The 21,886-nt window shown below is 69.9% G+C and carries 22 protein-coding genes and 1 pseudogene; 12 read left to right on the plus strand and 11 right to left on the minus strand.

Annotated features, from left to right (window positions below; genetic code table 11):
* Together AB0B68_RS25230 and AB0B68_RS25235 are read right to left on the minus strand one after the other, a co-directional pair.
* Positions 1-158 (minus strand): glycogen/starch synthase (locus AB0B68_RS25230; protein ID WP_355008434.1); only part of this gene is annotated, 158 nt, incomplete at its 3' end.
* Positions 159-294: 136 nt separating this feature from the next.
* Positions 295-2,238, minus strand: coding sequence for an amylo-alpha-1,6-glucosidase (locus AB0B68_RS25235; protein WP_357263103.1), 1,944 nt, complete (start codon positions 2,236-2,238; stop codon positions 295-297).
* Positions 2,239-2,280: 42 nt separating this feature from the next.
* Here AB0B68_RS25235 and AB0B68_RS25240 point away from each other — a divergent pair, with 42 nt between their 5' ends.
* Together AB0B68_RS25240 and AB0B68_RS25245 are read left to right on the plus strand one after the other, a co-directional pair.
* Positions 2,281-4,986, plus strand: coding sequence for a glucosidase (locus AB0B68_RS25240; protein WP_357201597.1), 2,706 nt, complete (start codon positions 2,281-2,283; stop codon positions 4,984-4,986).
* A gap of 132 nt (positions 4,987-5,118) precedes the next feature.
* Positions 5,119-5,586, plus strand: coding sequence for a hypothetical protein (locus AB0B68_RS25245; RefSeq protein ID WP_357263106.1), 468 nt, complete (start codon positions 5,119-5,121; stop codon positions 5,584-5,586).
* Positions 5,587-5,693: 107 nt separating this feature from the next.
* On the opposite strand, the gene AB0B68_RS25250 is transcribed toward AB0B68_RS25245, so the two are convergent.
* Entirely contained in the window at positions 5,694-6,851 is a 1,158-nt protein-coding gene (locus AB0B68_RS25250; protein ID WP_357263109.1) for an FAD-dependent oxidoreductase, read from the minus strand.
* Positions 6,852-6,950: 99 nt separating this feature from the next.
* Here AB0B68_RS25250 and AB0B68_RS25255 point away from each other — a divergent pair, with 99 nt between their 5' ends.
* Positions 6,951-7,550 (plus strand): TetR/AcrR family transcriptional regulator, encoded by a 600-nt coding sequence (locus AB0B68_RS25255; RefSeq protein ID WP_357201606.1) that lies wholly within the window; start codon positions 6,951-6,953, stop codon positions 7,548-7,550.
* A 117-nt stretch (positions 7,551-7,667) separates the two neighbouring features.
* On the opposite strand, the gene AB0B68_RS25260 is transcribed toward AB0B68_RS25255, so the two are convergent.
* Entirely contained in the window at positions 7,668-8,051 is a 384-nt protein-coding gene (locus AB0B68_RS25260; protein ID WP_357201609.1) for a DoxX family protein, read from the minus strand.
* A gap of 179 nt (positions 8,052-8,230) precedes the next feature.
* On the opposite strand from AB0B68_RS25260, the gene AB0B68_RS25265 reads away from it, so the two are divergent.
* Positions 8,231-9,124: an RNA polymerase sigma-70 factor gene (locus AB0B68_RS25265; protein WP_357263113.1), complete on the plus strand. Its 894-nt coding sequence runs from the start codon at positions 8,231-8,233 to the stop codon at positions 9,122-9,124.
* A 6-nt stretch (positions 9,125-9,130) separates the two neighbouring features.
* Here AB0B68_RS25265 and AB0B68_RS25270 read toward each other — a convergent pair whose 3' ends face one another.
* Entirely contained in the window at positions 9,131-10,330 is a 1,200-nt protein-coding gene (locus AB0B68_RS25270; protein ID WP_357263116.1) for a low temperature requirement protein A, read from the minus strand.
* A 177-nt stretch (positions 10,331-10,507) separates the two neighbouring features.
* Between AB0B68_RS25270 and AB0B68_RS25275 the strand changes: the two genes are divergently transcribed.
* Positions 10,508-11,086, plus strand: coding sequence for a TetR/AcrR family transcriptional regulator (locus tag AB0B68_RS25275; RefSeq protein WP_354944538.1), 579 nt, complete (start codon positions 10,508-10,510; stop codon positions 11,084-11,086).
* 28 nt (positions 11,087-11,114) lie between these two features.
* Here the strand turns inward: AB0B68_RS25275 and AB0B68_RS25280 are convergent, their stop codons facing one another.
* On the minus strand, positions 11,115-11,759 hold the full coding sequence (locus AB0B68_RS25280) for a hypothetical protein (RefSeq protein ID WP_357263120.1): 645 nt from the start codon (positions 11,757-11,759) through the stop codon (positions 11,115-11,117).
* Positions 11,760-11,930: 171 nt separating this feature from the next.
* On the opposite strand from AB0B68_RS25280, the gene AB0B68_RS25285 reads away from it, so the two are divergent.
* On the plus strand, positions 11,931-12,641 hold the full coding sequence (locus tag AB0B68_RS25285; protein WP_357263123.1) for an HAD family hydrolase: 711 nt from the start codon (positions 11,931-11,933) through the stop codon (positions 12,639-12,641).
* A 401-nt stretch (positions 12,642-13,042) separates the two neighbouring features.
* The gene (locus AB0B68_RS25290; protein WP_357263126.1) at positions 13,043-13,828 is read left to right on the plus strand and encodes a L,D-transpeptidase family protein; all 786 of its coding nucleotides are present in this window, start codon (positions 13,043-13,045) and stop codon (positions 13,826-13,828) included.
* 13 nt (positions 13,829-13,841) lie between these two features.
* On the opposite strand, the gene AB0B68_RS25295 is transcribed toward AB0B68_RS25290, so the two are convergent.
* The 5 genes and pseudogenes from AB0B68_RS25295 to AB0B68_RS25315 all read right to left on the minus strand — a co-directional run bounded on the left by AB0B68_RS25295 (position 13,842) and on the right by AB0B68_RS25315 (position 16,666).
* Positions 13,842-14,117: a hypothetical protein gene (locus AB0B68_RS25295; RefSeq protein ID WP_210781930.1), complete on the minus strand. Its 276-nt coding sequence runs from the start codon at positions 14,115-14,117 to the stop codon at positions 13,842-13,844.
* 47 nt (positions 14,118-14,164) lie between these two features.
* Complete coding sequence (locus tag AB0B68_RS25300) at positions 14,165-14,596, minus strand: hypothetical protein (protein WP_355008410.1); 432 nt, start codon at positions 14,594-14,596, stop codon at positions 14,165-14,167.
* 185 nt (positions 14,597-14,781) lie between these two features.
* Complete coding sequence (locus AB0B68_RS25305) at positions 14,782-15,483, minus strand: VOC family protein (protein ID WP_357263130.1); 702 nt, start codon at positions 15,481-15,483, stop codon at positions 14,782-14,784.
* A gap of 207 nt (positions 15,484-15,690) precedes the next feature.
* On the minus strand, positions 15,691-15,873 hold the full coding sequence (locus tag AB0B68_RS25310) for a DUF397 domain-containing protein (protein ID WP_355008433.1): 183 nt from the start codon (positions 15,871-15,873) through the stop codon (positions 15,691-15,693).
* A pseudogene (locus AB0B68_RS25315) lies at positions 15,867-16,666 on the minus strand (helix-turn-helix transcriptional regulator). The gene AB0B68_RS25310 and the pseudogene AB0B68_RS25315 overlap by 7 nt, the downstream one beginning before the upstream one ends.
* A gap of 265 nt (positions 16,667-16,931) precedes the next feature.
* Here AB0B68_RS25315 and AB0B68_RS25320 point away from each other — a divergent pair.
* The 5 genes from AB0B68_RS25320 (at position 16,932) to ugpC (ending at position 21,792) form a co-directional block, all read left to right on the plus strand.
* Entirely contained in the window at positions 16,932-17,189 is a 258-nt protein-coding gene (locus AB0B68_RS25320) for a flavin reductase (protein WP_357201632.1), read from the plus strand.
* 279 nt (positions 17,190-17,468) lie between these two features.
* On the plus strand, positions 17,469-18,755 hold the full coding sequence (locus AB0B68_RS25325; protein ID WP_355008403.1) for an ABC transporter substrate-binding protein: 1,287 nt from the start codon (positions 17,469-17,471) through the stop codon (positions 18,753-18,755).
* Complete coding sequence (locus AB0B68_RS25330; protein ID WP_357201636.1) at positions 18,752-19,735, plus strand: sugar ABC transporter permease; 984 nt, start codon at positions 18,752-18,754, stop codon at positions 19,733-19,735. The genes AB0B68_RS25325 and AB0B68_RS25330 overlap by 4 nt, the downstream gene beginning before the upstream one ends.
* Before the next feature lies 1 nt (position 19,736).
* A complete protein-coding gene (locus tag AB0B68_RS25335; RefSeq protein ID WP_357201639.1) occupies positions 19,737-20,573 on the plus strand; it encodes a carbohydrate ABC transporter permease in 837 nt (278 codons plus the stop codon).
* Positions 20,574-20,583: 10 nt separating this feature from the next.
* The gene (gene ugpC / locus AB0B68_RS25340; RefSeq protein WP_357263133.1) at positions 20,584-21,792 is read left to right on the plus strand and encodes a sn-glycerol-3-phosphate ABC transporter ATP-binding protein UgpC; all 1,209 of its coding nucleotides are present in this window, start codon (positions 20,584-20,586) and stop codon (positions 21,790-21,792) included.
* Positions 21,793-21,886: the final 94 nt, after the last annotated feature.

Raw genomic sequence — 21,886 nt, forward strand, 5'->3', positions numbered from 1 at the left:
ACGGTGACTTCGTGGCCTGCGGCGGCGAGGGCGACGGAGAGGGCGTGCACGTGTCGGCCGAGGCCGCCGACGAGCACCGGCGGGTACTCCCAGGAGAGCATCAGCACCCGCAGCTGTCGGGCGGGGTTGATGTCGATCACGTGGGCATCGAGTGACATGCGGCCCCCTTTGAATTGTCCCCGGGCGCGCGCCGACCGACACCGAATTGATGTCGCCGTCGCGTCTGGATCGGGGCCAATCCTGCCGGGATCGCGATAACCAGCGGCGACACCACCGTTGCGGTCGTGTAAAGCGCTACTGGCTCTTTCGTCGCACCCGCAGCAGTTCGGCCACCGACCATGCCTGGAACGGGCACCCGGTGGCGGTGTGCGGCGCGAGGCCATCTGCCGTCTCGCTAACTGAGCCTAACCCATATTCCATCAAATGAGCCTCAATGCCAACGAAAACGTCATCGACGGACATCTTCCCCCGGCGGGCCGCGTCCACGTACGGGCCGAGCAACCACGGCCATACAGTGCCCTGGTGGTAGCCCCCGTCCCGCTCGGCCGGGCCGCCGCGGTGCCGGCCCACGAACTCCGCGGAATCCGGGGCCAGACTGCGCGGCCCGAGCGGGGTGAGCAGACCGCCCCCGACCCGCCGCACCGTCGCCTCGTCCGGCTCCATCGGCGCGTACGGCAGCGACCAGGCCAGCAACTGGTTGGGACGCAACGCGTCGTCGTCGTGCACCGCGGCGCCACCCAACGGGTACGCCGGCGCGGGCGCGTCCAGCACGTCGTGCAGCCAGCCGGTCGGTGCCGGGAACCGCTCCCGGAACGAGGCGGTGGCCTGCCGGTGGAGTCCCCATAGCTCGTCGGCGTCCTGCCCGGCCAGCTCGGCCAGCTCCGCGAGCCCGGCCAACCCGTTGATCCACAGCGCGTTGACCTCGACCGGCTTGCCGGTGCGCGGGGTGACCGGCACCCCGTACACCCGGGCATCCATCCAGGTCAGCGCGGTGCCGGCGGCGCCCTGGGTGAGCAGCCCGTCGGCCGGGTCGACCCGGATCCCGTACCGGGTGCCGGCGGTGTGCGCGTCGACCACAGTGCGCAGCGCCGGCAGCAGCTCGTCGCCGAGGTCGGTGTCGCCGGTGACGGTGACGTGCCGGCTCACCGCGTGCAGGAACCACAGCGTGCCGTCGACGGTGTTGTACTCCACCCGACCGGTGTCGGCCGTGTTGGCGAGCATCCCCTCGGACAGCGTCGCCGCGTACGCCCGCAGCAGCTCCCGACCCTCGTCGGCGCGACCCGTGCAGAGGAACAGCCCCTCGTACGAGATCATCGTGTCCCGCGACCACGCCCCGAACCACGGGTACCCGGCCACCACGTCGACCGCCGCCTGGTCGGTGCGCACCACGAACGCGTCGGCGGCCAGCGCCAGGGTGGCGTCCACGTCGTCGGCCGGCTGCGCCGTCGCCACCACCCGCCGGTTGCGCCGCCGGGCCGTCGCCACGATCTCCGTGGCCGGCGGCGGCTCCTCGTCGAGCCGACCGGCCCAGGCCCGCACCGACACCGTGTCGCCGGGGCGTTCCAGCTCACCGGAGAAGCGGCCCGCGTACCAGAGATCCTCGTCCGCGTTCAGACCACGGTTGGCCTCCTCGCGGTGGTGCACGCCCAGCCACCACTGCCCCTCGGGCGTCCAGCCCGGGCCGGCGAGCCGGTACGCGCCCTCGACCACCGCGCCGTCGGCCACCGCCTCGACCTGCGGGACCGGGCCGTCGGCCCGCCGTTCGCCGTGCGCGTCCCGCCAGGTGCAGGCGGCCGACAGCTCCAGCCGCACGGGACCACCGGCGACCAGTCGGTGCACCACTGCGACGCAGGAGCGGCCGGGCAGCATGGCCAGCTCCCGTTCGATGACCACCGCGCCGATCCGCCACCGCCACCGGGGCAGCCCGTCGACCAGGTCGAAGCGCTCCAACAGCTCGAAGCCGCGCGGGTCCACGTCGCCGGAGGCCCACTCGTGCGCGCCGAGGCGGACCCGTACGCCGGACGGCACTGTGACCGCCGGATCAAGACTCACCAGTCCCACCTGACGGGACGCCGGCGTTTCGCCGGGAACCACCAACAGGCCGTGGTAGCGACGTGTCCGCAGCCCGCTGACGGTGCCCATCGCGTAGCCGCCGAGGCCGTCGGGGACCAGCCACTCCCGGCTGGCCGCGCTGGTCAGATCGCCGCAGAGCTGCGGGCCGAACCGAATGTCGATCAAGTTTCCTCCACCGGCGGCAACGTGTAACACGCCACGACGAGAATGGCCGCTGTGGTCAAGTACCGCGGCGACGTCAAAGATGTGCACGTGATCACTGACCGATCGTCCTCCGACGCCTCGCCACCCGACGCTGAGCGGCTCCGGCTCGCCCAGGCCGACTCGGGGGAGCAGGACTGGCGTGCATGGGGTCCCTATCTGTCCGAGCGGGCGTGGGGGACGGTACGGGAGGACTACAGCGAGCACGGTACGGCCTGGGACTACTTCCCGCATGACCATGCGCGGTCCAGAGCCTACCGGTGGAATGAAGACGGGATGGCCGGCGTCTGCGACGAACGACAGACCTTCGCGTTCGCCCTCGCCCTCTGGAACGGCAAGGACCCGATCCTCAAGGAGCGGATGTTCGGCCTCGGCGGCGACAGCGGCAACCACGGCGAGGACGCCAAGGAGTACTGGTGGTACGAGGACTCCACGCCCACCCACTCGTGGATGCGCTGGCGCTACCACTACCCGCAGGCCGCCTTCCCGTACGACGAACTCGTCGCGGTGAACGCGTTGCGCGGCCGCGACGACACCGAGTACGAGCTGGTCGACACCGGGATCTTCGACGACGACAGGTACTGGGCGGTGACTGTCGACTACGCCAAGGCGTCCCCGACCGACCTCTGCATGGTGGTGACCGTCGCCAACCGGGGCGACCAGGCGGCCACCCTGCACGTCCTGCCCACCCTTTGGTTCCGTAACACCTGGTCCTGGGGTCTGCCCGGCGGCGACCGGATCCCCCGGCTGACCGGTCAGGGCACCCGCCTCGTCGGCGAACACCGGGTGTTCGGCCAACTGCTGCTGGAGGGCGACGGCGGCCCGGTGCCGCTGCTCTGCGACAACGACACCAACGCCGAACGGCTCTGGGGCCTGCCCGGCCGCTCCCCGTACCCGAAGGACGGCATCAACGACCATGTCGTCAACGGCGCGGCCACTGTCAACCCGGCCCGCGAGGGCACCAAGGGCGCGCTGCACTACGTGCTCGACGTGCCGGCCGGCGGGCAGCGCCAGATCCGGCTGCGGCTGACCCGCACCGCGTCGCCGCCGGCCGCCGCGCCGCCGCCCCCGGCCGACCTCAGCGACGGCTTCGAGGCCGTGGTGTGGGCGCGGCGGGCCGAGGCGAACCGCTTCTTCGCCGGAGTGATCCCGCCGGCCGCCACACCCGACGAGGCGCTGGTCGCTCGGCAGGCCATCGCCGGGCTGATGTGGGGCAAGCAGTTCTACCACTTCGACGTCAAACGCTGGCTCGACGGCGACCCGGGCTCGACACCGCCGGCCGGGCGTCGGCACGGGCGCAACAGCGCCTGGTGGCACATGACCAGCTTCGACGTCATCTCCATGCCGGACCCGTGGGAATACCCCTGGTACGCGGCCTGGGACCTGGCGTTCCACTGCGTGAGCATCGCCCGGGTAGACCCGGGTTTCGCCAAGGAGCAGATCCTGCTCCTGCTCCGCGAGTGGTACCTGCACCCCAACGGGCAGATCCCGGCGTACGAGTGGGCGTTCGGTGACGTGAACCCGCCGGTGCACGCGTGGGCGGCGCTGAAGGTCTTCGAGATCGACGGCGGCCGGGACTACGAGTTCCTGGCCCGGGTGATGCACAAGCTGCTGCTCAACTTCACCTGGTGGGTCAACCGCAAGGACACCGGCGGCAACAACGTCTTCGAGGGCGGCTTCCTCGGGCTGGACAACGTCGGGCCGTTCGACCGCTCGGCGGCGCTGCCGGTCGCCGGGGTGCTGGAGCAGTCCGACGGCACCGGCTGGATGGGCATGTACGCGCTCAACCTGCTGGACATCGCGATCGTGCTCGCCGAACACGACAGGACCTGGGTGGACACCGCCACCAAGTTCTTCGAGCACTTCGCGTACATCGCCGCCGCCGCGTACGAGCAGGGTTTGTGGGACGACGAGGACGCCTTCTTCTACGACGTGCTGCGCCTTGCCGACGGCACGAAGGTGCCGTTGAAGGTCCGCTCCGTCGTCGGGCTGCTGCCGTTGGCCGCCACCACCCGGCTCACCGCCCGGACCCTGCACCACCTACCGGAACTGGGCGCCCGGCTGCGCTGGTTCCTCACCAACCGCCCGGAGTACGCGCAGGTGATCGGCACCCGCCGGTTGGGCCCCGACGGCCGGCAGCAGCGACTGCTGTCCATGGTCGGCCCGGAGCAGGTGGTCCGCCTGCTCGCCCGGATGCTCGACCCGGACGAGTTCCTCTCCGACTTCGGCCTCCGTACGCTGTCCCGCGCGCACCTGGACAAGCCGTTCTCGGTCAACCTCGGCGGGCAGGAGTTCTCCGTCGGCTACGAGCCGGCCGAGTCGACCAGCGGATTGTTCGGGGGTAACTCGAACTGGCGCGGTCCGATCTGGATGCCGACGAACTTCCTGCTGATCAGCGCGCTGCGCGACTACGCGGCGTTCTTCGGCGACGACCTCCAGGTGGAGTACCCGACCCGCTCCGGGGTGAAGCACACCCTGGACGAGATCGCCGACGACCTCTCCGCCCGGCTGATCTCGCTCTTCACCCAGGACGACTGGGGTCGACGGCCGATCTACGGTGCCGCTCAGATGTTCCAGACCCACCCGGACTGGCGCAACCTGATCGCCTTCCCCGAGTACTTCCACGGCGACAACGGGGCCGGCCTCGGCGCCTGGCACCAGACCGGCTGGACTGCCCTGGTGGCCGACCTGATCCTCACCCTTCGCCGCTGACCCCCAGGGGTGCCGTGCCCGCTCTCGCCCCCACCCTGCCCTGAGCGCGCTGCCCCGCGCGCTGCGGGCGGCGGGCGGCGGGTCGTTCGCGCAGGGCGCCTATGTGTGGGCCATTCACTATCGTGATCGGCCATGGGGGAGTCGGTGAAGCCGGTGGGCGAGTTGCAGGTCCTCGGTCAGTCGCGGGTCTGGCCCGGTATTGCGATACCGGGCGTGATCCTGCTCGTGATGATCGTTGTCGGGGCGCTCTTCGACCTGTTCAGCTGGACCGCCCTGGTGTTTGGCGCCGGATGGATCATCATCGCCGTCCAGCGCTCACGAAACGCGGTGTTCGCTGACGACCTGGGGCTGCTGGTCCGCGATCGCAAAGGCTTGCGGCGTTCGTACGCCTGGGATGAGATCGAGCGCATGGGCTGGGTGGACCTGGGGATGTGGGGGGCCAGCCTGGCGGTCAACCCCCGAGGCGGTCCCTACGACGTGCCGGGGCCCAACGCGTCCATCAATGTAGGGCATATCTGGCGCCCCGGCCGTCGGCGCTCCGTGGACCCCGTGCCCGAACTGCTCAAGACCCATGGCATCAAGGCATTGTTCGATCAGTAGGTAGCTGACGAGGCGCCCGGCCCCGGCATGATCGTGCTCGATCCAGGTTGTAGCGGTGTCGCTAACGCTGGGCGCTTCACGTCAACCGATGTGACGCGCGGCACCGCTCAGCGGTTCGCCCGTTCGATACCTCGCCGGACGAGACTGCTGATGCCGGGCAGGGTGACCGCCCTGATGGTCAGGTCGCTCATCCAGACGTGGAATCGGCTGGGTGGCGCGTACTGGGCCATGCCCCGGCGGGCGAGTGCCTGTCGTTTGCCGACCTCGGGGCGTAGTCCGGCCTCCCACTCGGCGAGTGCTGCCGGGAGGTCGTCGGCGTGCCGTCGCAGGGCGGCGCCGAGGTGGTCGGCGCCGGCGAGGGCGAGGGCCGCGCCGTGTCCGGCGAAGAGCGTCACGCACCACGCCGCGTCTCCGAGCAGGACGACCCGGCCGGTGCTCCAGCGTGGCATGACCACCTGGCTGACGGCGTCGAAGTAGGCGCTGGCCGGGTCCTGCGCAAGATGGTCGATCGCGTCGGGCAGGCCACCCGCCAGATCTCCGAATGCGGTCCGCAGCGCGTCGACCGGACCTCGTCGCAGGTCGGTGGCGGGCTCCGCGCTGCGATAGGTGAAGAACGCCGACGACCGCTGCGGGCCCAGGTTGATCATCGCCGCGGTGCGCCCGGGACCGATGTGGGTGGTGGCGGACGACTCGGGCACGCCAGGCACCGGGTGGGGCAGCGGGAAGGCGGCCACGAGGTACGGGAGGTCCACCCGGAAGTCGGGGCCGAACACTGCGGTACGGGTTGTGGAGTGCACCCCGTCGGCACCCACCAGCAGGTCGGCCTGCTCGGTGGTGCCGTCGCTCAACTCCACGCGTACGTGGTCGGTGTCCTGTTCGACGGACGTGACGGTGGTGCCGAAGCGGATGTCGACCCGGCCCCGCACCGCTTCGAAGAGGCTGGCTTCCAGGTCGCCGCGGAACACCGAGAGGGCCCGCTCGCCGAGTGCGGCCTCGGCGATGGCGGACGGCACTGTGAACTTGGGCCGACCGTCGGCGTGGACGAGCACTGTGGTGAACGGGCCCAGGTCGGCGGCGGAGAGCGCGGGGAGCAGGCCGAGGCGTTCGGCGGCGTCGTAGCCCGGCCCGATCAGGTTCACCAGGTAGCCGCTGCTGCGCCGGGCCGGAGCCCGTTCGGCCACGAGGACCTGCCATCCGTCCTGGCGGAGTCGGAGGGCTGTGGCCAGCCCGGCTATCCCCGCACCCACGATCACCGCACGTCGCATCGAGCACCTCGCCGCTAGAATGAGCATCTGCTCAAACTAGTATGAGCGACTGTTCATACCGATGCAAACGGCGGCGGCGGAACCGCCTAGACTTCAGCCATGCCGCGCGGAGTCGCCATCCCAGCGCTCAGACAGCAGCTCTTCGCTGCCGTCGAGCGGTTGGTCGTTGAAGAGGGGCCGAGCCGGCTCACCGGCCGGGCCGTGACGCGCGAGGCCGGCGTCGCGACCGGCCTGCTCTACGCGCACTTCGCGAACTTCGACGACTTCCTGACCGGGTTCGCTGTCGACCGCGTCTTCCACATCACCGGCGAGGTGGCCGGCCTGCCGGAGCGCGCCGGGTCCGGCACTGTCGCCGACAACCTGCGCCAGGCCGTCCTGGCGACACCGCTGGGCACGCTGACGGCGTTGACCCGGCTGACCGCGTTCCGGCCGGAGTTGACGGCGAACGTCGAGGCGGTCCTGGGCAGTGGGATGTCGGGGCTGCGGGGGATCGAACGCGCGGTCGCCGACTACCTGGCCGCCGAGCAGACCCGCGGGCGTGTGCCTGCCGACGCCGACACCGAGGCACTGGCCCTGGCGGTGGTCGGCGTGCTGCACCACGTCGCGTTGACCGGCCCCACCGACCCGACGGCGGACCACCGGATCCAGCGGGTGATCGGCGCGCTCACCGACGGCTTCCCCGCCGCCGCGCCCTCCTGAGCGCCGCGCCGTCCCGGCAGTTCCGCGCCCTGTGCGTCTCCGCAGCGCGGTCCGCGACGTCATCGCGCGAGGCCAGCGGGGCGGCCGTCGGCCAGCCGGGGCAGGAGCGGGCTCAGGTCAGCCGCCGAAGGGCTCGGGTCCGAGGCGGCCCCAGGCCACGAAGGCGGCGATCGCGAGGTAGACCAGATTCAGCACGATGAACCTCGCCTCGCCGTAGCGCAGGTGGGTGATCATCGCGCCGATCATCAGCAGGACCCAGCAGATGGCGGTCACCGGCACCAGCACCGGTGCGATGTCGAGCACGGCGGGCAGGATGAGGCCGATCGCGGCCAGGAGTTCGAGGACCCCGAGGGTCTTGACGAAGCCCACGCTGGCGTCGCCGGTCCACCCGCCGCCGTTGTGTGCGGCCAACTTCTGCTTGGGTACGAAAATCTTGGTGATGCCGCCGGCCAGGGCGACTGCGGCCAACAGTCCGGCCGCGATCCACAGTGCCAGGTTCATGAGTTTCCCTCCGTAACGAGTCGCACAGGAGACACCGTCGGCCGGTGCGCTGTGACAGCTCGTGACGTGACGAGGAGCACGGACGCTCGGTGTCACAGAAGTCGCGAGGCCGGTGTCTGGTGGGCGACGCGGTCGAGTTCGGTGAGACTGGAGGGCGCATGGACGCGGAGGGCGGAATCATGAGCGCGGACGGTCGGGGGGACCGGGCTGTCGACGCGTTCGTCACCCACCGGAACCTGCTCTTCACCGTCGCGTACGAGATGCTCGGCTCGGCCGCAGACGCGGAGGACGTACTCCAGGAGACCTGGCTGCGGTGGGCGGACGCGGATCTCGCGGCGGTGCGCGACCAGCGTGCCTACCTGGTCCGGATCACCACCCGACTGTCGCTCAACAGGCTGCGGGCGGTCGGTCGGCGCAGAGAGTCCTATGTCGGCTCCTGGTTACCGGAACCGCTGCTGACCGCACCCGACGTCGCCGACGACGTCGAACTCGCCGAGAGTGTCTCGATGGCCATGCTGCTGGTGCTGGAGACACTCGCGCCGACCGAGCGGGCGGTGTTCGTCCTCCGTGAGGTCTTCGACCTCGGGTACGACGAGATCGCCGAGGCGGTCGACAAGAGTCCGGCCGCCGTTCGCCAGATCGCGCATCGGGCGCGGGCACACGTGGCCGCGCGCCGGCCCCGGGGGATGGTCTCGGCGGCGGACACGCGGCGGGCGTTGGACGCGTTCCGGCGGGCCGTCGAAACCGGCGACGTGCAGGGCCTGCTCGACGTCCTCGCGCCGGATGTCGTGCTCCTCGGCGATGGCGGCGGCATCAAGCAGGCCGTGCTGCGGCCTGTCGCCGGGGCCGACAAGGTGGCCCGTCTGCTGTGCAGCACACACGCCAGGACCGCGACCATGTCGCTGCACCCCACCCAGGTCAACGGTCACCCGGCGCTGGTTCTGCGGCTCGACGGCGCGGTCGACACGGTCCTTGCGCTGCGGATCGACGACGGTCTGATCAGCGGGGTCTACGCCGTGCGTAACCCGGAGAAGCTGTCGCACATGCGGCATGCGACCACCCTGCGCCGATGAGAGCACCTAGTACGGGGGAGTGGGTGTCTCCGGTGGTTGTCGACGGGAACGTCGCGTGTCCGCTGCGACGATGCCGAGCAGCACCACGGCGGCAAACGCGCCGGCGGTGAGCGGCCGGAGGTGCGGTGTCGCCGGGGTCAGCAGGCCGAGGGTCAGCAGGCCGGCGATCCGGCTTCGGGAGACCCGGCCGAATACCTGGTATTCGAGCGTCGATCGCCCGGCGAGGAAGAGCGCGGGGCCCCCGAAGATGGCGATGAGCCAGGTCGCCGGGAAGTGACCGCGCGGCTCGGTGATGAACAGTTCGAAGCCGACGCCGGTCAGCACGATTCCCGCGATCATGGCCATGTGGGCGAACGCCATGTCGGTCGCGAGCCGGGCCGGGTTACGGGAACGGTCGACAGCAGCGCCCAGCATCCCCCCGGCCACGTGGAAGTAGATCCGCCAGAGCAGGACGGTGCTCGCCAGCGCCAGGACGAAACCACCCGTCTGGTCGGTGTGGAACTCGCTGCCGCTGAAGGCGAGGCCGATGACGAAGATCGCCTCGCCGAGAGCGATGAGGAGGAACTGTTGGTACCGCTCGGCCAGGTGCTCGGCCGCGATCGTCTGGACGCCGAGCTGTCGCGCGCCGAGTCGGGGGGTCGGCCAGCCGAGGAACAGTCCGGTGTAGTCGATCAGGACGGCGAGGGTCCAGAGCGCCCCGCGGGCCCTGCCGTCGTCGACCAGCCCGCCGACGACCCAGAACGGTGCGCTCACGCCGAACCAGAACAGGATCCGGATGGACTGTTGCGGGTCCGGCCGGCCGTGCCCGACGACGCGGAAGAACACCACCCGGCCGATCTGGAGGGTCACCAGGGTGATGGCGAAGAGGGAGGCCCGTGCGCCGAAGCCGTCCGGCACGGCGACGGCCATCGTCATGGAACCGACCAACGTCATGATGATGACGGTCTGGACGATCGGGGTGTCCGGGTCCAGCCAACTGGTCGACCACACCGTCACCGACCAGACCGCCCACAGCGCCAGGAACAGCAGCAGAGCCTGGCCGAGGCCCGCGTACACGCCGCGTTGGCCGTCGGTGAAGTCGGTGATCAGCCGCGCGGAGATCCTGGTCAGGGCGAAGACGAAGACCAGGTCGAGGAAGAGCTCCAGGAAGGTGGCCCGCTGGCGGGTGGTCTCGCTGCGCAACAACCCGTCGGGGGTGTTCCTCATCGGCTCGCCGCGCGCCGATGTCGCCGAGCGATCACGTGCCCTCCCGTCGCGGTGATCTCCTCGCCTAACGAGCCAGGGGCGGCTGTGGCACGTGGAGCGAAGGTGCCGCCCCACCACAACAGTCGCCAATCTGTCACCCGACCGCTACGGCAGGTGTGCGCGCTTACGCTCGTGGGCGTGCCCGGACCTGCCGAGAAGGCCACTGAACAGGACCGGCGTGACCTCATCGTCACTGTCGCGCGAGAGCTGGCCGAGACGGAGGGCTGGGCGGGAGTGACCACCCGGCGGCTCGCCGAACGAACCGAGATCGACATGGGCGACATCTATCGGCACTTCGCCGATCTGGAGGCGCTGATCGCCGCGGTCGCGGTGTGCGCCTTCGCCGATCTGGCGGCCGACCTCGCCGAGGCGCACGCGGAGACCACCGGCAGCCCGGAGGGGGTATGGCCGGCGGTCGCGACCGCGTACCTCGACTTCGCGTACACGAATCCCGAGGTCTATGACGCGATGCTCGCGCTGACCCCCGACCTTGCCCTCGGCGTGGACGGGGTGCCGGCCGCGCCGCGGGCGGTCTTCGCCGAACTGCGGGCGGCCCTGACCCCGCTGGCCGAGGGGCGGGACCCGGACACCCTCGCCGAGGTGGGTTGGAGCCTGCTGCACGGCGTGGTGATGCTCACCCGCGGCGGTCGGCTGCGACCCGAGGGGCAGGAGGACCGCGAGGCACTGATCGCGCAGCGGTTGCTGCGGTGGCCGTGACCACGGCACGGCCCACAGTCGATCGTGGTCAGTTGAGGGGCTCGCGGTCGGCCGGGCCCTTGTCGGCGAACCGGAACGTGGTGTTCAGCTTGGCGTTGCCCAACTCCTTGAGGATGAGGCCGTTACCGGGGAGGTGCTGGAGGAACCGGGTCTCGCTGCCGATCGCGTACGTGCCGTCGCCCTTGGCGATGATGGTGAACCGCTGGATCGGGTCGTCCTGGTCGCAGACGGCGACCCCGATGGTCAGTTCGGGCTCGATGTCCAGGCCGTTGACCTGCCAGCAGGACGGATCGTCGTTCGCGGGGTGGCCGTCCCTGGTGCCGAATGCCCTGATCACGTACCGGTCGCCGCCGATCGGTGTCGGTACGAACAGGATGCGACCGCCGGTGTCGCCGCCCTCCTCGAGCCGCCCGCTGATCTCCAACGGTTCCCCCGAACCCCGCACCCGGGTGATCGTGATCTCCCGCTTGCCGGACAGCAGCGGGTCGGTCGCCGCCGCCGACGACGTGGTCGGCGTCGCTGCCGTGGGCGTCGGCGTGCCTGTCACGGCACCCGACGGCGTCGGAGTGCCCGCCGCGGCGCCCGGCGTCGGGTCCGCACCGCCCTGGCACGCCACCAGCGCGCTGGCGCAGGCCAGCATCGCCGCGCCGGTGACCCACTTCATGGTGACCATGCCGTACTCCTCAACAGCCGTCCCGAACCTGGGCGGGAATCATCATGGATGTCGCGTCCGCATGACGGCGGTCGCGCCGCGACGGTTCACGAAAATCCGGAAGATCTCACATCGATCTCCCGCCTATCCTGTCTCTCGGCCTTGCGGGCGGTGGCACGGGGAGGGCATGGCATGACGGTCGACGTGGCGGCGCGACGACAGGCGCAGGTGTTGATCTTCGATGCGGACGACACGTTGTGGGAGAACAACGTCGTCTTCGAGCGGGTGATCGACGACTTCCTGGGCTGGCTGGACCACCCCACCCTGGACCGGGCCGCGCTGCGGGCCGTCCTCGACGACATCGAGCGGGCCAACGCGGTGGCGCACGGGTACGGCAGCAAGGTCTTCCTGCGCAGCCTGGCGGAGTGCCTGGAGCGGCTGCGCGAACGGCCGGCCACCGACTCCGAACGTCAGGAGATCGACCGGCTGGCGGTGGCCCTCGTCGAGCACCAGGTGGAGCTGATGCCCGGGGTGGCCGACGCGCTCGACGAGTTGGCCCGCCGGCACGAGTTGCTGCTGCTCACCAAGGGCGACCGCGAGGAGCAGCAGCGCAAGCTGGACGCCTGCGGTCTGCTGCACCACTTCGGGGCGGCGCACATCGTCGCCGAGAAGAACGTCGACACGTACCGGTGGCTCACTCGGGAGCACGGCTTCGCGCCGGACGGGGCGTGGATGATCGGGAACTCCCCGAAGTCCGACATCCTGCCGGCGCGGGCCGCCGGGTTGAACGCGGTGTTCATTCCGAACGAGAACACCTGGGTCCTGGAGGACGACGAACTGGACCCGACCGACGGCGGGGTGCTGCGGCTCGCCGCGTTCCGGGACCTGCTGCGCCACTTCTGACCGTACCGAAGTCCAACAGCGTCGGCGATCATGGTCGCGTTACGCGAATCTGCCCGATTTTCAGCGTGGGATCAGTCCTGCCGCCGGTCGTCCGACGCGGCTTGTCCGGCCGGTCGGAGCGCGCCTAACCTGGCTCGGCGCTGCCGGCCCTTCGGGGTGTGTCGGGGCGCGTCGGCGTTCGGCGGGTGAGCACCGTGGAGCTGAGTGCGAAAGTGGCTGGCTCGCCCCGTTCCGGCGCGTGGCGTCGTGTCACGCCCGCGCGGCGGGGTGCTGGAGCTGTCCGCTTCCCTGCCGGACGGCCGAGGGTCAGGGCCGGGTAGTTGCGGACCCGGTCCTGACCCGGCCCGCGAAACGGGCGAGCGGGGCAGACCGCGCGCCGGTTCGACTGTCAGGATGGCGGCATGAAGCGCAGATCTCTCCTCCTCGGCGCGGCGGCGGGTCTGGTCACCCCGGCCGTGCTCGCCCCGGCCGCGCCCGCACTAGCGGCGAGCGGCTCGCTGCGGACGGGCGCAGCCACGGCACCGCCACAGCGGCCCTTGCCGAAGTGGCAGCCCCAGAACCGGGCGAGCGCACTGACCACGCTGCCGGCGGGGACGAAGCAGGTGATCATCGTCGGCGCCAGCAGCTACACCACCACCTACGCCACGCTGGAGGCGTTCGTGCGGGTGCGGAGCACCTGGCAGCCGGCCTCGGCGTCGTTGCCCGCCCGGATCGGCTCGAAGGGCTTCAGCGACAACCACGTGGAGGGTGTGCCGACCACGCCGACCGGCGTCTACTCGATCGGCCCCACCATGTACGGCATCGCCGCCGACCCGGGCGTGCGGTTCCCCTACCACCGGCTGGTCGACGGTGACTGGTGGAACGAGAACCCGTCGTCGGCGCTCTACAACACCTTCCAGCACAGTGCGACCAACCCGGGTGGGGCCAGCGAGGCACTGTGGAAGGAGGTCCCCGCGTACACGCACTTCGGGGTGATCACCTACAACATGCCGCCGAACGTGCCGAAGCCGGTGCCGAACGCGGGCAGCGGGATCTTCCTGCACCAGTTCAGCACCAGCGCCGGCAACGCCACCGCCGGTTGTGTCTCCCTCGCCCACGATCACCTGGTCGACGTGCTCAACTGGCTGGACCCGGCGCTGTCACCACGCATCGTGCTCAGCCCGTACGCCCAGCTCAGCCGATACTGAGAGCCGCTGCGGCTCAGCCTGCCTCGCGCCGGACGATCGCCACCGCCACTCGGCAGAACTCGTCCATGTCCGGGTTGAAGCCGGCAGCGATGTCGGGATGCAACCCGGAGCGGGTCTCCTCCAACAGCCGCTGACAGACCTGCTCGACCGGTTCGCCGGCATAGCCGGAGCGGACCCGCTCGGTGGCCGCCTGAAGCGCCGAGGTCAGCTGCTCCTCCAGCGGGCCGCGCAGCTTCTGCTGCACAGGATCGAGCCCGCGGGGGTCGAGCGTGACATGTGGCTCCGACATCGGTGCTCCCTTCGTCGGCGTCCGCGATACCCCACCGCGGACGTCGGTCAAACCCCTGTCGGTACGGCGGCGACCCGCACCTGGTACGAGAACTCCTCGGCCGGCTCCTCGTGGTACGACAGCCGGCGGATCTGCCGGTCGTCGTCGTAGAGGGCGACATCCACCAGCACGCCGAGGTGGGTGAGGCCGATGCTCGACACCCGCTTCTTGTCCTGCAACACCGCGCAGACGCCGCCGAGAAGGGTGCTGGCGTCGGACGTACGGTGCCCGGGCGGGCAGCGCAACACCAGGTCCACCTCGATCGGCCCGGGCAACGGCGTCCAGCCGGTGCGCTGGGCCGCGGCGAGGGCGGCCTGGAGCAGGGTGCGGACCCTCGTCGCCTGCCGGTGCCCGGCGGCGAAGATGGACAACGCTTCGGTCTTGACCGGTGGCAGGCCGCTCACCTCGAACGTCAGGGCGAGAGCGCGGGTGTCCTGCACGACGGCACCTCCTCGTTGGGACGATCCTGCCGAAACGGGGGAGCGGCGGTGGGACGTTCCCGCGATTACCAACCGATCGGGCAGGCATGGGTCGGCCGGAGGCGTGTCGACGGCGGCGGCGAACGCGCCAGCTACGGCGCTAGGAAAACGCTAGCCGACGACGCCCGCGCTGGGTAGTCGGTCGTTCACCCGGTGGGGCGTGGTGCGAAGGCGCAGAACTCGTTGCCCTCGGGGTCGGCCAGCACCCACCACCAGTGCGCCTCGTCGATCGGCTCCCGCAGCAGCGTCGCGCCCGCCGCGATCAGCGCCATCGGCTCCGGCTCGGCCAGCTCGACGTCCCAGTGCATACGGTTCTTGACCGTCTTGGGCTCGCTGACCCCGTCGAAGACCCAGTGGTCCCAGGGCAGGCCGGCAGACCCGAACACCAGCGCGTCGGTCGACCCGTACTCGGCGGTGCCGCCGAGCACGCCGGCCCACCAGGTCGCCTGGGCGGCCGGGTCGAGCGCGTCCACCACGAGCTGAAACGGCCCCGGTCGGCTGTCGGCGTCGGCCGCGAGCGCGCAGAACTCGTTGCCGTCCGGGTCGGCCAGCACCCACCGGCCGTCGTCGTTCGGCTCGCGGACCAGTCGGGCGCCGTCCGCGAGCAGCGGCGCCGGGTCCGCGCCGGGCAGCCGCAGATCCAGGTGTACGCGGGTCCTGCCGACCCGAGGCTCGGGCACCTTGTTCACCCAGATCGACTCCGCGGGTGAGCGCGCCGAGCGCGGGTCCACCCGGGTGTCGTCGTCCCCGGCGTCGGCCACGTCCCCGTCGAGCATCCGGGCCCAGAAGGCACCCAGTGCGAGCGGGTCGTTGGCGTCCAGGCAGAGGTCCTTGAAGCGCGCGATCATCGTGCCAGCATGCCTGGTCCCAAGGGGTGCCCGCGCGCGTTGAGAGGGGAGTCCCCGCACGACGCCGCGACCGAGCCGAGCCGGGCTGGGCCGAGCCGGGCCGGGCTGGGCCGCGATCTTGCACTTACTGTCCCGACGTAGGCGGCATTCCACGCTTTTCGACGACCGAAACTGCAAGATCGGCGGGGTTGGCGGGGCCGGGGCGGGTTAGTGCTGCTTGGCGTACTTGATGAAGGCCTTCCAGGCTGTTGGGTCGACGTGCAGGGTGCCGCCGTCGCGGTCCTTGGTGTCGCGCACCAGCACCACGCTCGGCAGGTTGTCGGCGACCTCGACGCAGGCTCCGCCGTTGCCGCCGGACCGGGTCGACTTGCGCCACTGTGGGGTCAGCATGCCCATGACTTCGCCACTTCCTTGATCAGGTCGATTGACTGCCGGCGGGGGAGCGCCTCGTTCCGCACGATCTCCCACGTCTTCGCCAGCTTAGCGACGTCGGTTGGCGCATCGACGATCTGCGCGGTGAGCTGGTTGTCGGCATAGGTCACGCGCTCGCGTCCGGCATCTCGGCGATGATGAACTGGCCTCCCATCCCCAGGTACATCCCAGCATCCGTCGGGACGATGTGCACCTGGATATGCTCCGCCGCCGTCAGTTGGGCGAGGTGTTCGCACTGCTCGACCATGAGGCCCGGCTGGTCGAGCACCGGCCGGCGTAGCACCGCCTCGTCCAGCACGGCGATGAGCTGCGGCGGGCGCGGGCGTTGCAGGATCGCCTGGCGCTCCAGCCGGGAGGCGACGATGCGGTCCACATCCTCGGGGTCGAACCGGCCACCGGCCAGCGTCGCGCGAGCGTACCGCTCGGTCTGGAGCAGGCCCGGCACGTAGGCCAACTCGAACCAGCGCAGCGTGGTCGCCTCCCGCTCGAACTCGATCCACTCGCGAAGCCAGGCCGGTTCGGCGTCGAGCCGGGCCAACCCGTCGAGCATGCGGAGGAAGCGTCCGTCGGTCTGGTGGTGGGTGTCGACCGCCCTCATGTATTCCTTCGTGGGCGGTCGCCCGCCGGTCTCTACCGAGCTGACATGTGAACCCGAATAGCCGATGCCCCGGCCGAAGTCCTCCTGACTGAGACCGAGCCCCGTGCGGAACAGGCGCAGTTCCTCCAGTACGTAGTCGGTGACGCTTCCCATCGATTCCCCAACCTTCGCTCAGTCTGGCTCGGCGTGTCCCTCATGAATGCTCACCTGGACCGCTGAGCTGCACGGATGGCGCGAGCACGTATCGACGGTAGTCGTGTCATCACCAGACTGTCACCAGTGGCGGGTCCGCCGGTGGCCGGAATGGCGGCGGTGGGCCCTGCCCGTCGGGGTCGCTCCCGTCTCCCCCTTGCGGGAGCGGCCCCTTCACCCACCTACAGGAGGACGATGTGCTGAGCCCTTTGGTGCGGTGGCGGTGATGGTTGTGGTCCGGCCGCCCGTCCCGCACGTCGCCATGCGCCCGCTCTGGCGGTGCCGCAACTGCGGCCGGGAGTGGCCCTGCCAGCCGGCCAAGCTCGCCCTGCTGACGGAGTACCGGGCCCACCGGACCGCGCTGTTGATCTACCTCGGCACCCTGATGCACGAGGCGACGAACCAGCTCACCCAACTCCACCCGGACCACCCGCCGGCCCGGATGACCGAGCGCTTCCTCTCCTGGGCGAGAGCCCGCGGCTGACGCTCGGCCCGCCGTCCTTCATCCCGGAAAGTGGATCAGCGGCACCCCGTCGGAGTATCCGGGGCCCTCGGGTGGCACTCGGGTGCGGGCTGGCGGCGGCGGTCCGGGCGTGGACTTCCGCTGTTACAGCCAGGTTTCGCGGCTTCACGGGTGGGGCAGAGTACCCGCTACAGAGCGTTCACGCCGGAGTTTTCGCAGCTCACCGGCTGGAGATCGTCTCGCCGTGCGCCGGGGCACGGATGCCCTCCCCGGTCTTTCGCCGAGGAGAGGGGGAGGGCGATGACGGACCCCGAAACGGCTCGACACCGACGCCGACCGGTAGCACGGCTGGGCGCGGCGGCCGCCGCGCTGGCACTCGTGGCGCCGTTGGCCGCGTGCGGCGCGGACGACGCTGGTGGCCCACCGACGATCAACCTGTACTACCCGCCCGAGCAGAACCTGCAGAAGGTCGTCGACGACTGCAACGCGCAGGCCCAGGGACGGTACGAAATCGCCTACCGGGTGCTGCCCCGGCAGGCCGACGACCAGCGGGTGCAGATGGTGCGCCGGCTGGCCGCCGAGGACAGCGGGATGGATCTGCTCGGGCTGGACGTCACCTGGACCCAGGAGTTCGCCAGCGCCGACTGGATCCGCGAGTGGACCGGCCAGGACAAGGCCGAAGTCGAGCAGGGCACCCTCGCCGGCCCGTTGGACACCGCCCGCTACAAGGACAAGTTGTACGCGGCGCCGAAGAACACCAACGTCCAGCTGCTCTGGTACCGCAAGGATCTGGTGCCGCAGCCGCCGACCACCTGGGACCAGATGATCAGCGCGGCCCAGCAGCTCAAGGACCAGGGCAAGCCGTACCAGGTGCTCACCATGGGCGCGCAGTACGAGGGTCTGGTCGTCCTCTACAACACCCTCGCCGAAAGCGCCGGCGGGAAGATCCTCAACGACGACGGTACGAAGGCCGAGATGGACGAGGGCACCGTCCGGGCGTTGGAGCAGCTGAAGAAGTTCGCCACGTCGGGCGTGACCTCGCCGTCGTTCAGCAACGCCACCGAGGACCCGGTTCGGCTGGAGTTCCAGTCCGGCGAGGGCGCGTTCCAGGTGAACTGGCCGTTCGTCTACCCGGCTCTCCAGGAGGCGAACCCGGACCTGGCCAAGCAGGTCGGCTGGGCTCGGATCCCGGGCATCGACGAGGGCACCCCCAGCAAGGTCACCATCGGTGGCGTCAACCTGGCCGTCAGCTCCTACTCCAAGCACCCGGAGCAGTCCTTCGAGGCGGCCCGGTGCATCCGCAGCGCCGAGCACCAGAAGTTCTCCGCCATCAACGACGGTGTGCCGCCGACCATCGAGGCGGTCTTCGACGACCCGGAGATGACCGAGGCGTACCCGATGAAGGACACCATCCTGGAGGAGCTGAAGGAACCGGCGACGCGTCCGCTGACCCCCGCCTACCAGAGCATCTCCACAGTGATGTCGGCGATCCTGTCGCCGCCGTCCGACATTCGTCCGCAGCAGACCGCCGACGAGCTGCGCGACGCCATCGCCGACGCCCTCCAGTCCAAGGGGGTCCTGCCGTGAGTATCAACGCCACACCGACCGGCGCCGACGTCGCCGCCGAGGAAACCCAGCGGCCCGCCTCCGTACCGAAGCAACGCGGCAGCCGTCGCAAGCCCCCGTTGAGCGAGAACAAGAAGGCCGAACGCCGGCTCGGTCTCCTGCTCTGCGCGCCGGCCGCGCTGGTCATGATCGCGGTGACCGCGTACCCGATCATCTACTCGGTCTGGCTGTCGTTGCAGCGCTTCGACCTGCGCTTCCCCGACCAGCGTGAGTTCATCGGGCTGGAGAACTACGTCACAGTGCTCACCAACGAGTTCTGGTGGACCGCGTTCGGGGTGACCATGCTGATCACGGTGGTCACCGTCGCCATCGAGCTGGTGCTCGGCATGGGCCTGGCGATCATCATGCACCGCACCATCGTCGGGCGCGGCCTGGTCCGGACCTCGGCGCTGATCCCGTACGGGATCGTCACAGTTGTCGCCGCGTTCTCCTGGCGGTACGCCTGGACGCCCGGCACCGGCTACCTGGCCGACCTGTTCAGCGACGGCGCGCCGCTCACCGAGCGGGCCAGCTCCCTGGCGATCATCATGCTGGCGGAGATCTGGAAGACCACCCCGTTCATGGCGCTGCTGCTGATGGCCGGACTGGCGCTGGTCCCGGAGGACCTGCTCAAGGCGGCCTCCACCGACGGCGCGACCGCCTGGCAGAAGTTCACCAAGGTGATGCTGCCGGTGATGAAGCCGGCGATCCTGGTCGCGTTGCTGTTCCGCACCCTGGACGCGTTCCGGGTCTTCGACAACATCTTCGTGTTGACCGCCGGAGGCAACGAGACGTCGTCGGTGTCGATGCTCGCCTACAACAACCTGATCCGGGGTCTCAACCTCGGCATCGGCTCGACGATGTCGGTGCTGATCTTCATCACCGTGGCGATCATCGCCTTCGTCTTCGTGAAGCTGTTCGGCACCGCTGCTCCGGGCAGCGACGACGGGGAGAGGCGCTGACATGGCTGTCGAAACCACTACCAGGGCAAAGCTGCGCTGGGGTCTGCTCGACGTCCTCGTGGTCGTCTTCGCGCTGGTCCCGGTGCTGTGGATCGCGTCGTTGTCGTTCAAGACGCCGGCGACCCTCACCGACGGGAACTTCATCCCCCGGGAGTGGACGCTGGACAACTACCGGACCATCTTCGACACCGACCAGTTCGTCCGGGCACTGGTCAACTCGATCGGCATCGCACTGATCGCCACGCTGATCGCGGTGGTACTCGGCGCGATGGCCGCGTACGCGATCAGCCGGCTGGACTTCCCCGGTAAGAAGCTGCTGGTCGGTGTCTCCCTGCTGATCGCGATGTTCCCGCAGGTGTCACTGGTGTCGCCGCTGTTCGAGATCGAGCGCCAGCTGGGGATCTTCGACACCTGGCTGGGGCTGATCCTGCCGTACATCACCTTCGCGCTGCCGCTGGCGATCTACACGCTGTCGGCGTTCTTCAAGCAGATCCCCTGGGATCTGGAGAAGGCCGCGAAGATGGACGGCGCCACCCAGGGGCAGGCGTTCCGGCGGGTGATCGCGCCACTGGCCGCGCCCGGGCTGTTCACGACGGCGATCCTGGTCTTCATCTTCTGCTGGAACGACTTCCTGTTCGCGATCTCGCTGACCTCGACCGAGCGGTCCCGCACGGTGCCGGCCGCGTTGTCGTTCTTCACCGGCGCGTCGCAGTTCGAGGACCCCACCGGGGCGATCTGCGCCGCCGCCGTGGTGATCACCGTTCCGATCATCCTGTTCGTTCTCTTCTTCCAGCGTCGCATCGTGTCCGGTCTGACCTCCGGCGCGGTCAAGGGATAGGTGGGTAGTCATGGCTGACATCGTGCTGGACAAGGTGAGCAAGAGCTTCCCGGACGGGACCGTCGCCGTGCAGGACGTCGACCTGGAGATCGCCGACGGCGAGTTCGTGATCCTGGTCGGGCCCTCGGGCTGCGGCAAGTCCACCACCCTCAACATGATCGCCGGGCTGGAGGACATCAGCTCCGGTGAGCTGCGCATCGCCGGGCAGCGGGTCAACGACAAGGCCCCCCGGGACCGGGACATCGCCATGGTGTTCCAGTCGTACGCGCTGTACCCGAACATGACAGTGCGGGAGAACATGGCGTTCCCGCTGCGACTGGCCAAGCTCGACAAGGAGACCATCGACCGCAAGGTCGACGAGGCGGCGAAGGTGCTGGAGCTGACCTCGCTGCTGGACCGCAAGCCGGCCAACCTCTCCGGCGGCCAGCGTCAGCGGGTGGCGATGGGCCGGGCGATCGTCCGCCAGCCGAAGGCGTTCCTCATGGACGAGCCGTTGTCCAACCTTGACGCCAAGCTGCGGGTGCAGATGCGCACAGTGGTGTCCCGCCTGCAAAAGCAGCTCGGCACCACCACCGTCTACGTCACCCACGACCAGACCGAGGCGATGACCCTCGGCGACCGCGTGGTGATCATGCGCGGGGGCGCGGTGCAGCAGGTCGGGCCGCCGCAGGAGCTGTACGACCACCCGAAGAACCTCTTCGTGGCCGGCTTCATCGGCTCTCCGTCGATGAACTTCCTGCACGCCGCCGTGCAGGACGGCGAGCTGCACACCGCCCTGGGCACCGTGCCGATCGGTGACCGGATCCGCCGCGAGCTGGAGGCGGCCGACGCGCCCCGCGAGCTGATCCTCGGCATCCGACCCGAGCACTTCGAGGACGCCGAACTGGTCGACGACGACACCCGTCGGCGGGGTATGGAGTTCGAGGCGCCGGTGGACATCGTCGAGTCGATGGGCTCGGACAAGTACGTCTACTTCACCGTCGAGGGGGAGAAGGCCAGCGCCGCCGAGTTGGAGGAGTTGGCCGCCGACGCCGGCGGGGCCGACTTCGCCGGCGCCGGTGGCAACCTGGTGACCCGGTTGTCCGCCGAGTCCCCGGTCGCCGAGGGGCAGACGCGGCGGGTCTGGTTCAACCTGGAGAAGATCCACCTGTTCGACCCGGCCAACGGCCGCAACCTGACCCTGCAGGAGGGCCGAGCAGCCGGCGCGCTCGCCGACTGACGACCTCCTTACGCCGCCGATCTTGCACTTTCGGTTGTCGATACAGGTGGAATGCACCTTGTGTCGCGACAGAAAGTGCAAGATCGGCGCAGCG

Origin of the sequence: Micromonospora sp. NPDC049049 (assembly GCF_040649115.1) — a bacterium.
Lineage (GTDB): Bacteria > Actinomycetota > Actinomycetes > Mycobacteriales > Micromonosporaceae > Micromonospora.

Excerpts from the sequence above, each read along its gene's own strand:
- AB0B68_RS25305 (WP_357263130.1), bottom strand. The coding sequence starts at position 15,483 with ATGATCGCGCGCTTCAAGGACCTCTGCCTGGACGCCAACGACCCGCTC.
- AB0B68_RS25290 (WP_357263126.1), top strand. The coding sequence starts at position 13,043 with ATGAAGCGCAGATCTCTCCTCCTCGGCGCGGCGGCGGGTCTGGTCACC.
- AB0B68_RS25255 (WP_357201606.1), top strand. The coding sequence starts at position 6,951 with ATGCCGCGCGGAGTCGCCATCCCAGCGCTCAGACAGCAGCTCTTCGCT.
- AB0B68_RS25265 (WP_357263113.1), top strand. The coding sequence starts at position 8,231 with ATGAGCGCGGACGGTCGGGGGGACCGGGCTGTCGACGCGTTCGTCACC.
- AB0B68_RS25260 (WP_357201609.1), bottom strand. The coding sequence starts at position 8,051 with ATGAACCTGGCACTGTGGATCGCGGCCGGACTGTTGGCCGCAGTCGCC.
- AB0B68_RS25280 (WP_357263120.1), bottom strand. The coding sequence starts at position 11,759 with ATGGTCACCATGAAGTGGGTCACCGGCGCGGCGATGCTGGCCTGCGCC.
- AB0B68_RS25295 (WP_210781930.1), bottom strand. The coding sequence starts at position 14,117 with ATGTCGGAGCCACATGTCACGCTCGACCCCCGCGGGCTCGATCCTGTG.
- ugpC (WP_357263133.1), top strand. The coding sequence starts at position 20,584 with ATGGCTGACATCGTGCTGGACAAGGTGAGCAAGAGCTTCCCGGACGGG.
- AB0B68_RS25285 (WP_357263123.1), top strand. The coding sequence starts at position 11,931 with ATGACGGTCGACGTGGCGGCGCGACGACAGGCGCAGGTGTTGATCTTC.
- AB0B68_RS25310 (WP_355008433.1), bottom strand. The coding sequence starts at position 15,873 with ATGCTGACCCCACAGTGGCGCAAGTCGACCCGGTCCGGCGGCAACGGC.
- AB0B68_RS25325 (WP_355008403.1), top strand. The coding sequence starts at position 17,469 with ATGACGGACCCCGAAACGGCTCGACACCGACGCCGACCGGTAGCACGG.
- AB0B68_RS25320 (WP_357201632.1), top strand. The coding sequence starts at position 16,932 with ATGGTTGTGGTCCGGCCGCCCGTCCCGCACGTCGCCATGCGCCCGCTC.
- AB0B68_RS25240 (WP_357201597.1), top strand. The coding sequence starts at position 2,281 with ATGGCCGCTGTGGTCAAGTACCGCGGCGACGTCAAAGATGTGCACGTG.
- AB0B68_RS25270 (WP_357263116.1), bottom strand. The coding sequence starts at position 10,330 with ATGAGGAACACCCCCGACGGGTTGTTGCGCAGCGAGACCACCCGCCAG.
- AB0B68_RS25335 (WP_357201639.1), top strand. The coding sequence starts at position 19,737 with ATGGCTGTCGAAACCACTACCAGGGCAAAGCTGCGCTGGGGTCTGCTC.
- AB0B68_RS25250 (WP_357263109.1), bottom strand. The coding sequence starts at position 6,851 with ATGCGACGTGCGGTGATCGTGGGTGCGGGGATAGCCGGGCTGGCCACA.
- AB0B68_RS25245 (WP_357263106.1), top strand. The coding sequence starts at position 5,119 with ATGGGGGAGTCGGTGAAGCCGGTGGGCGAGTTGCAGGTCCTCGGTCAG.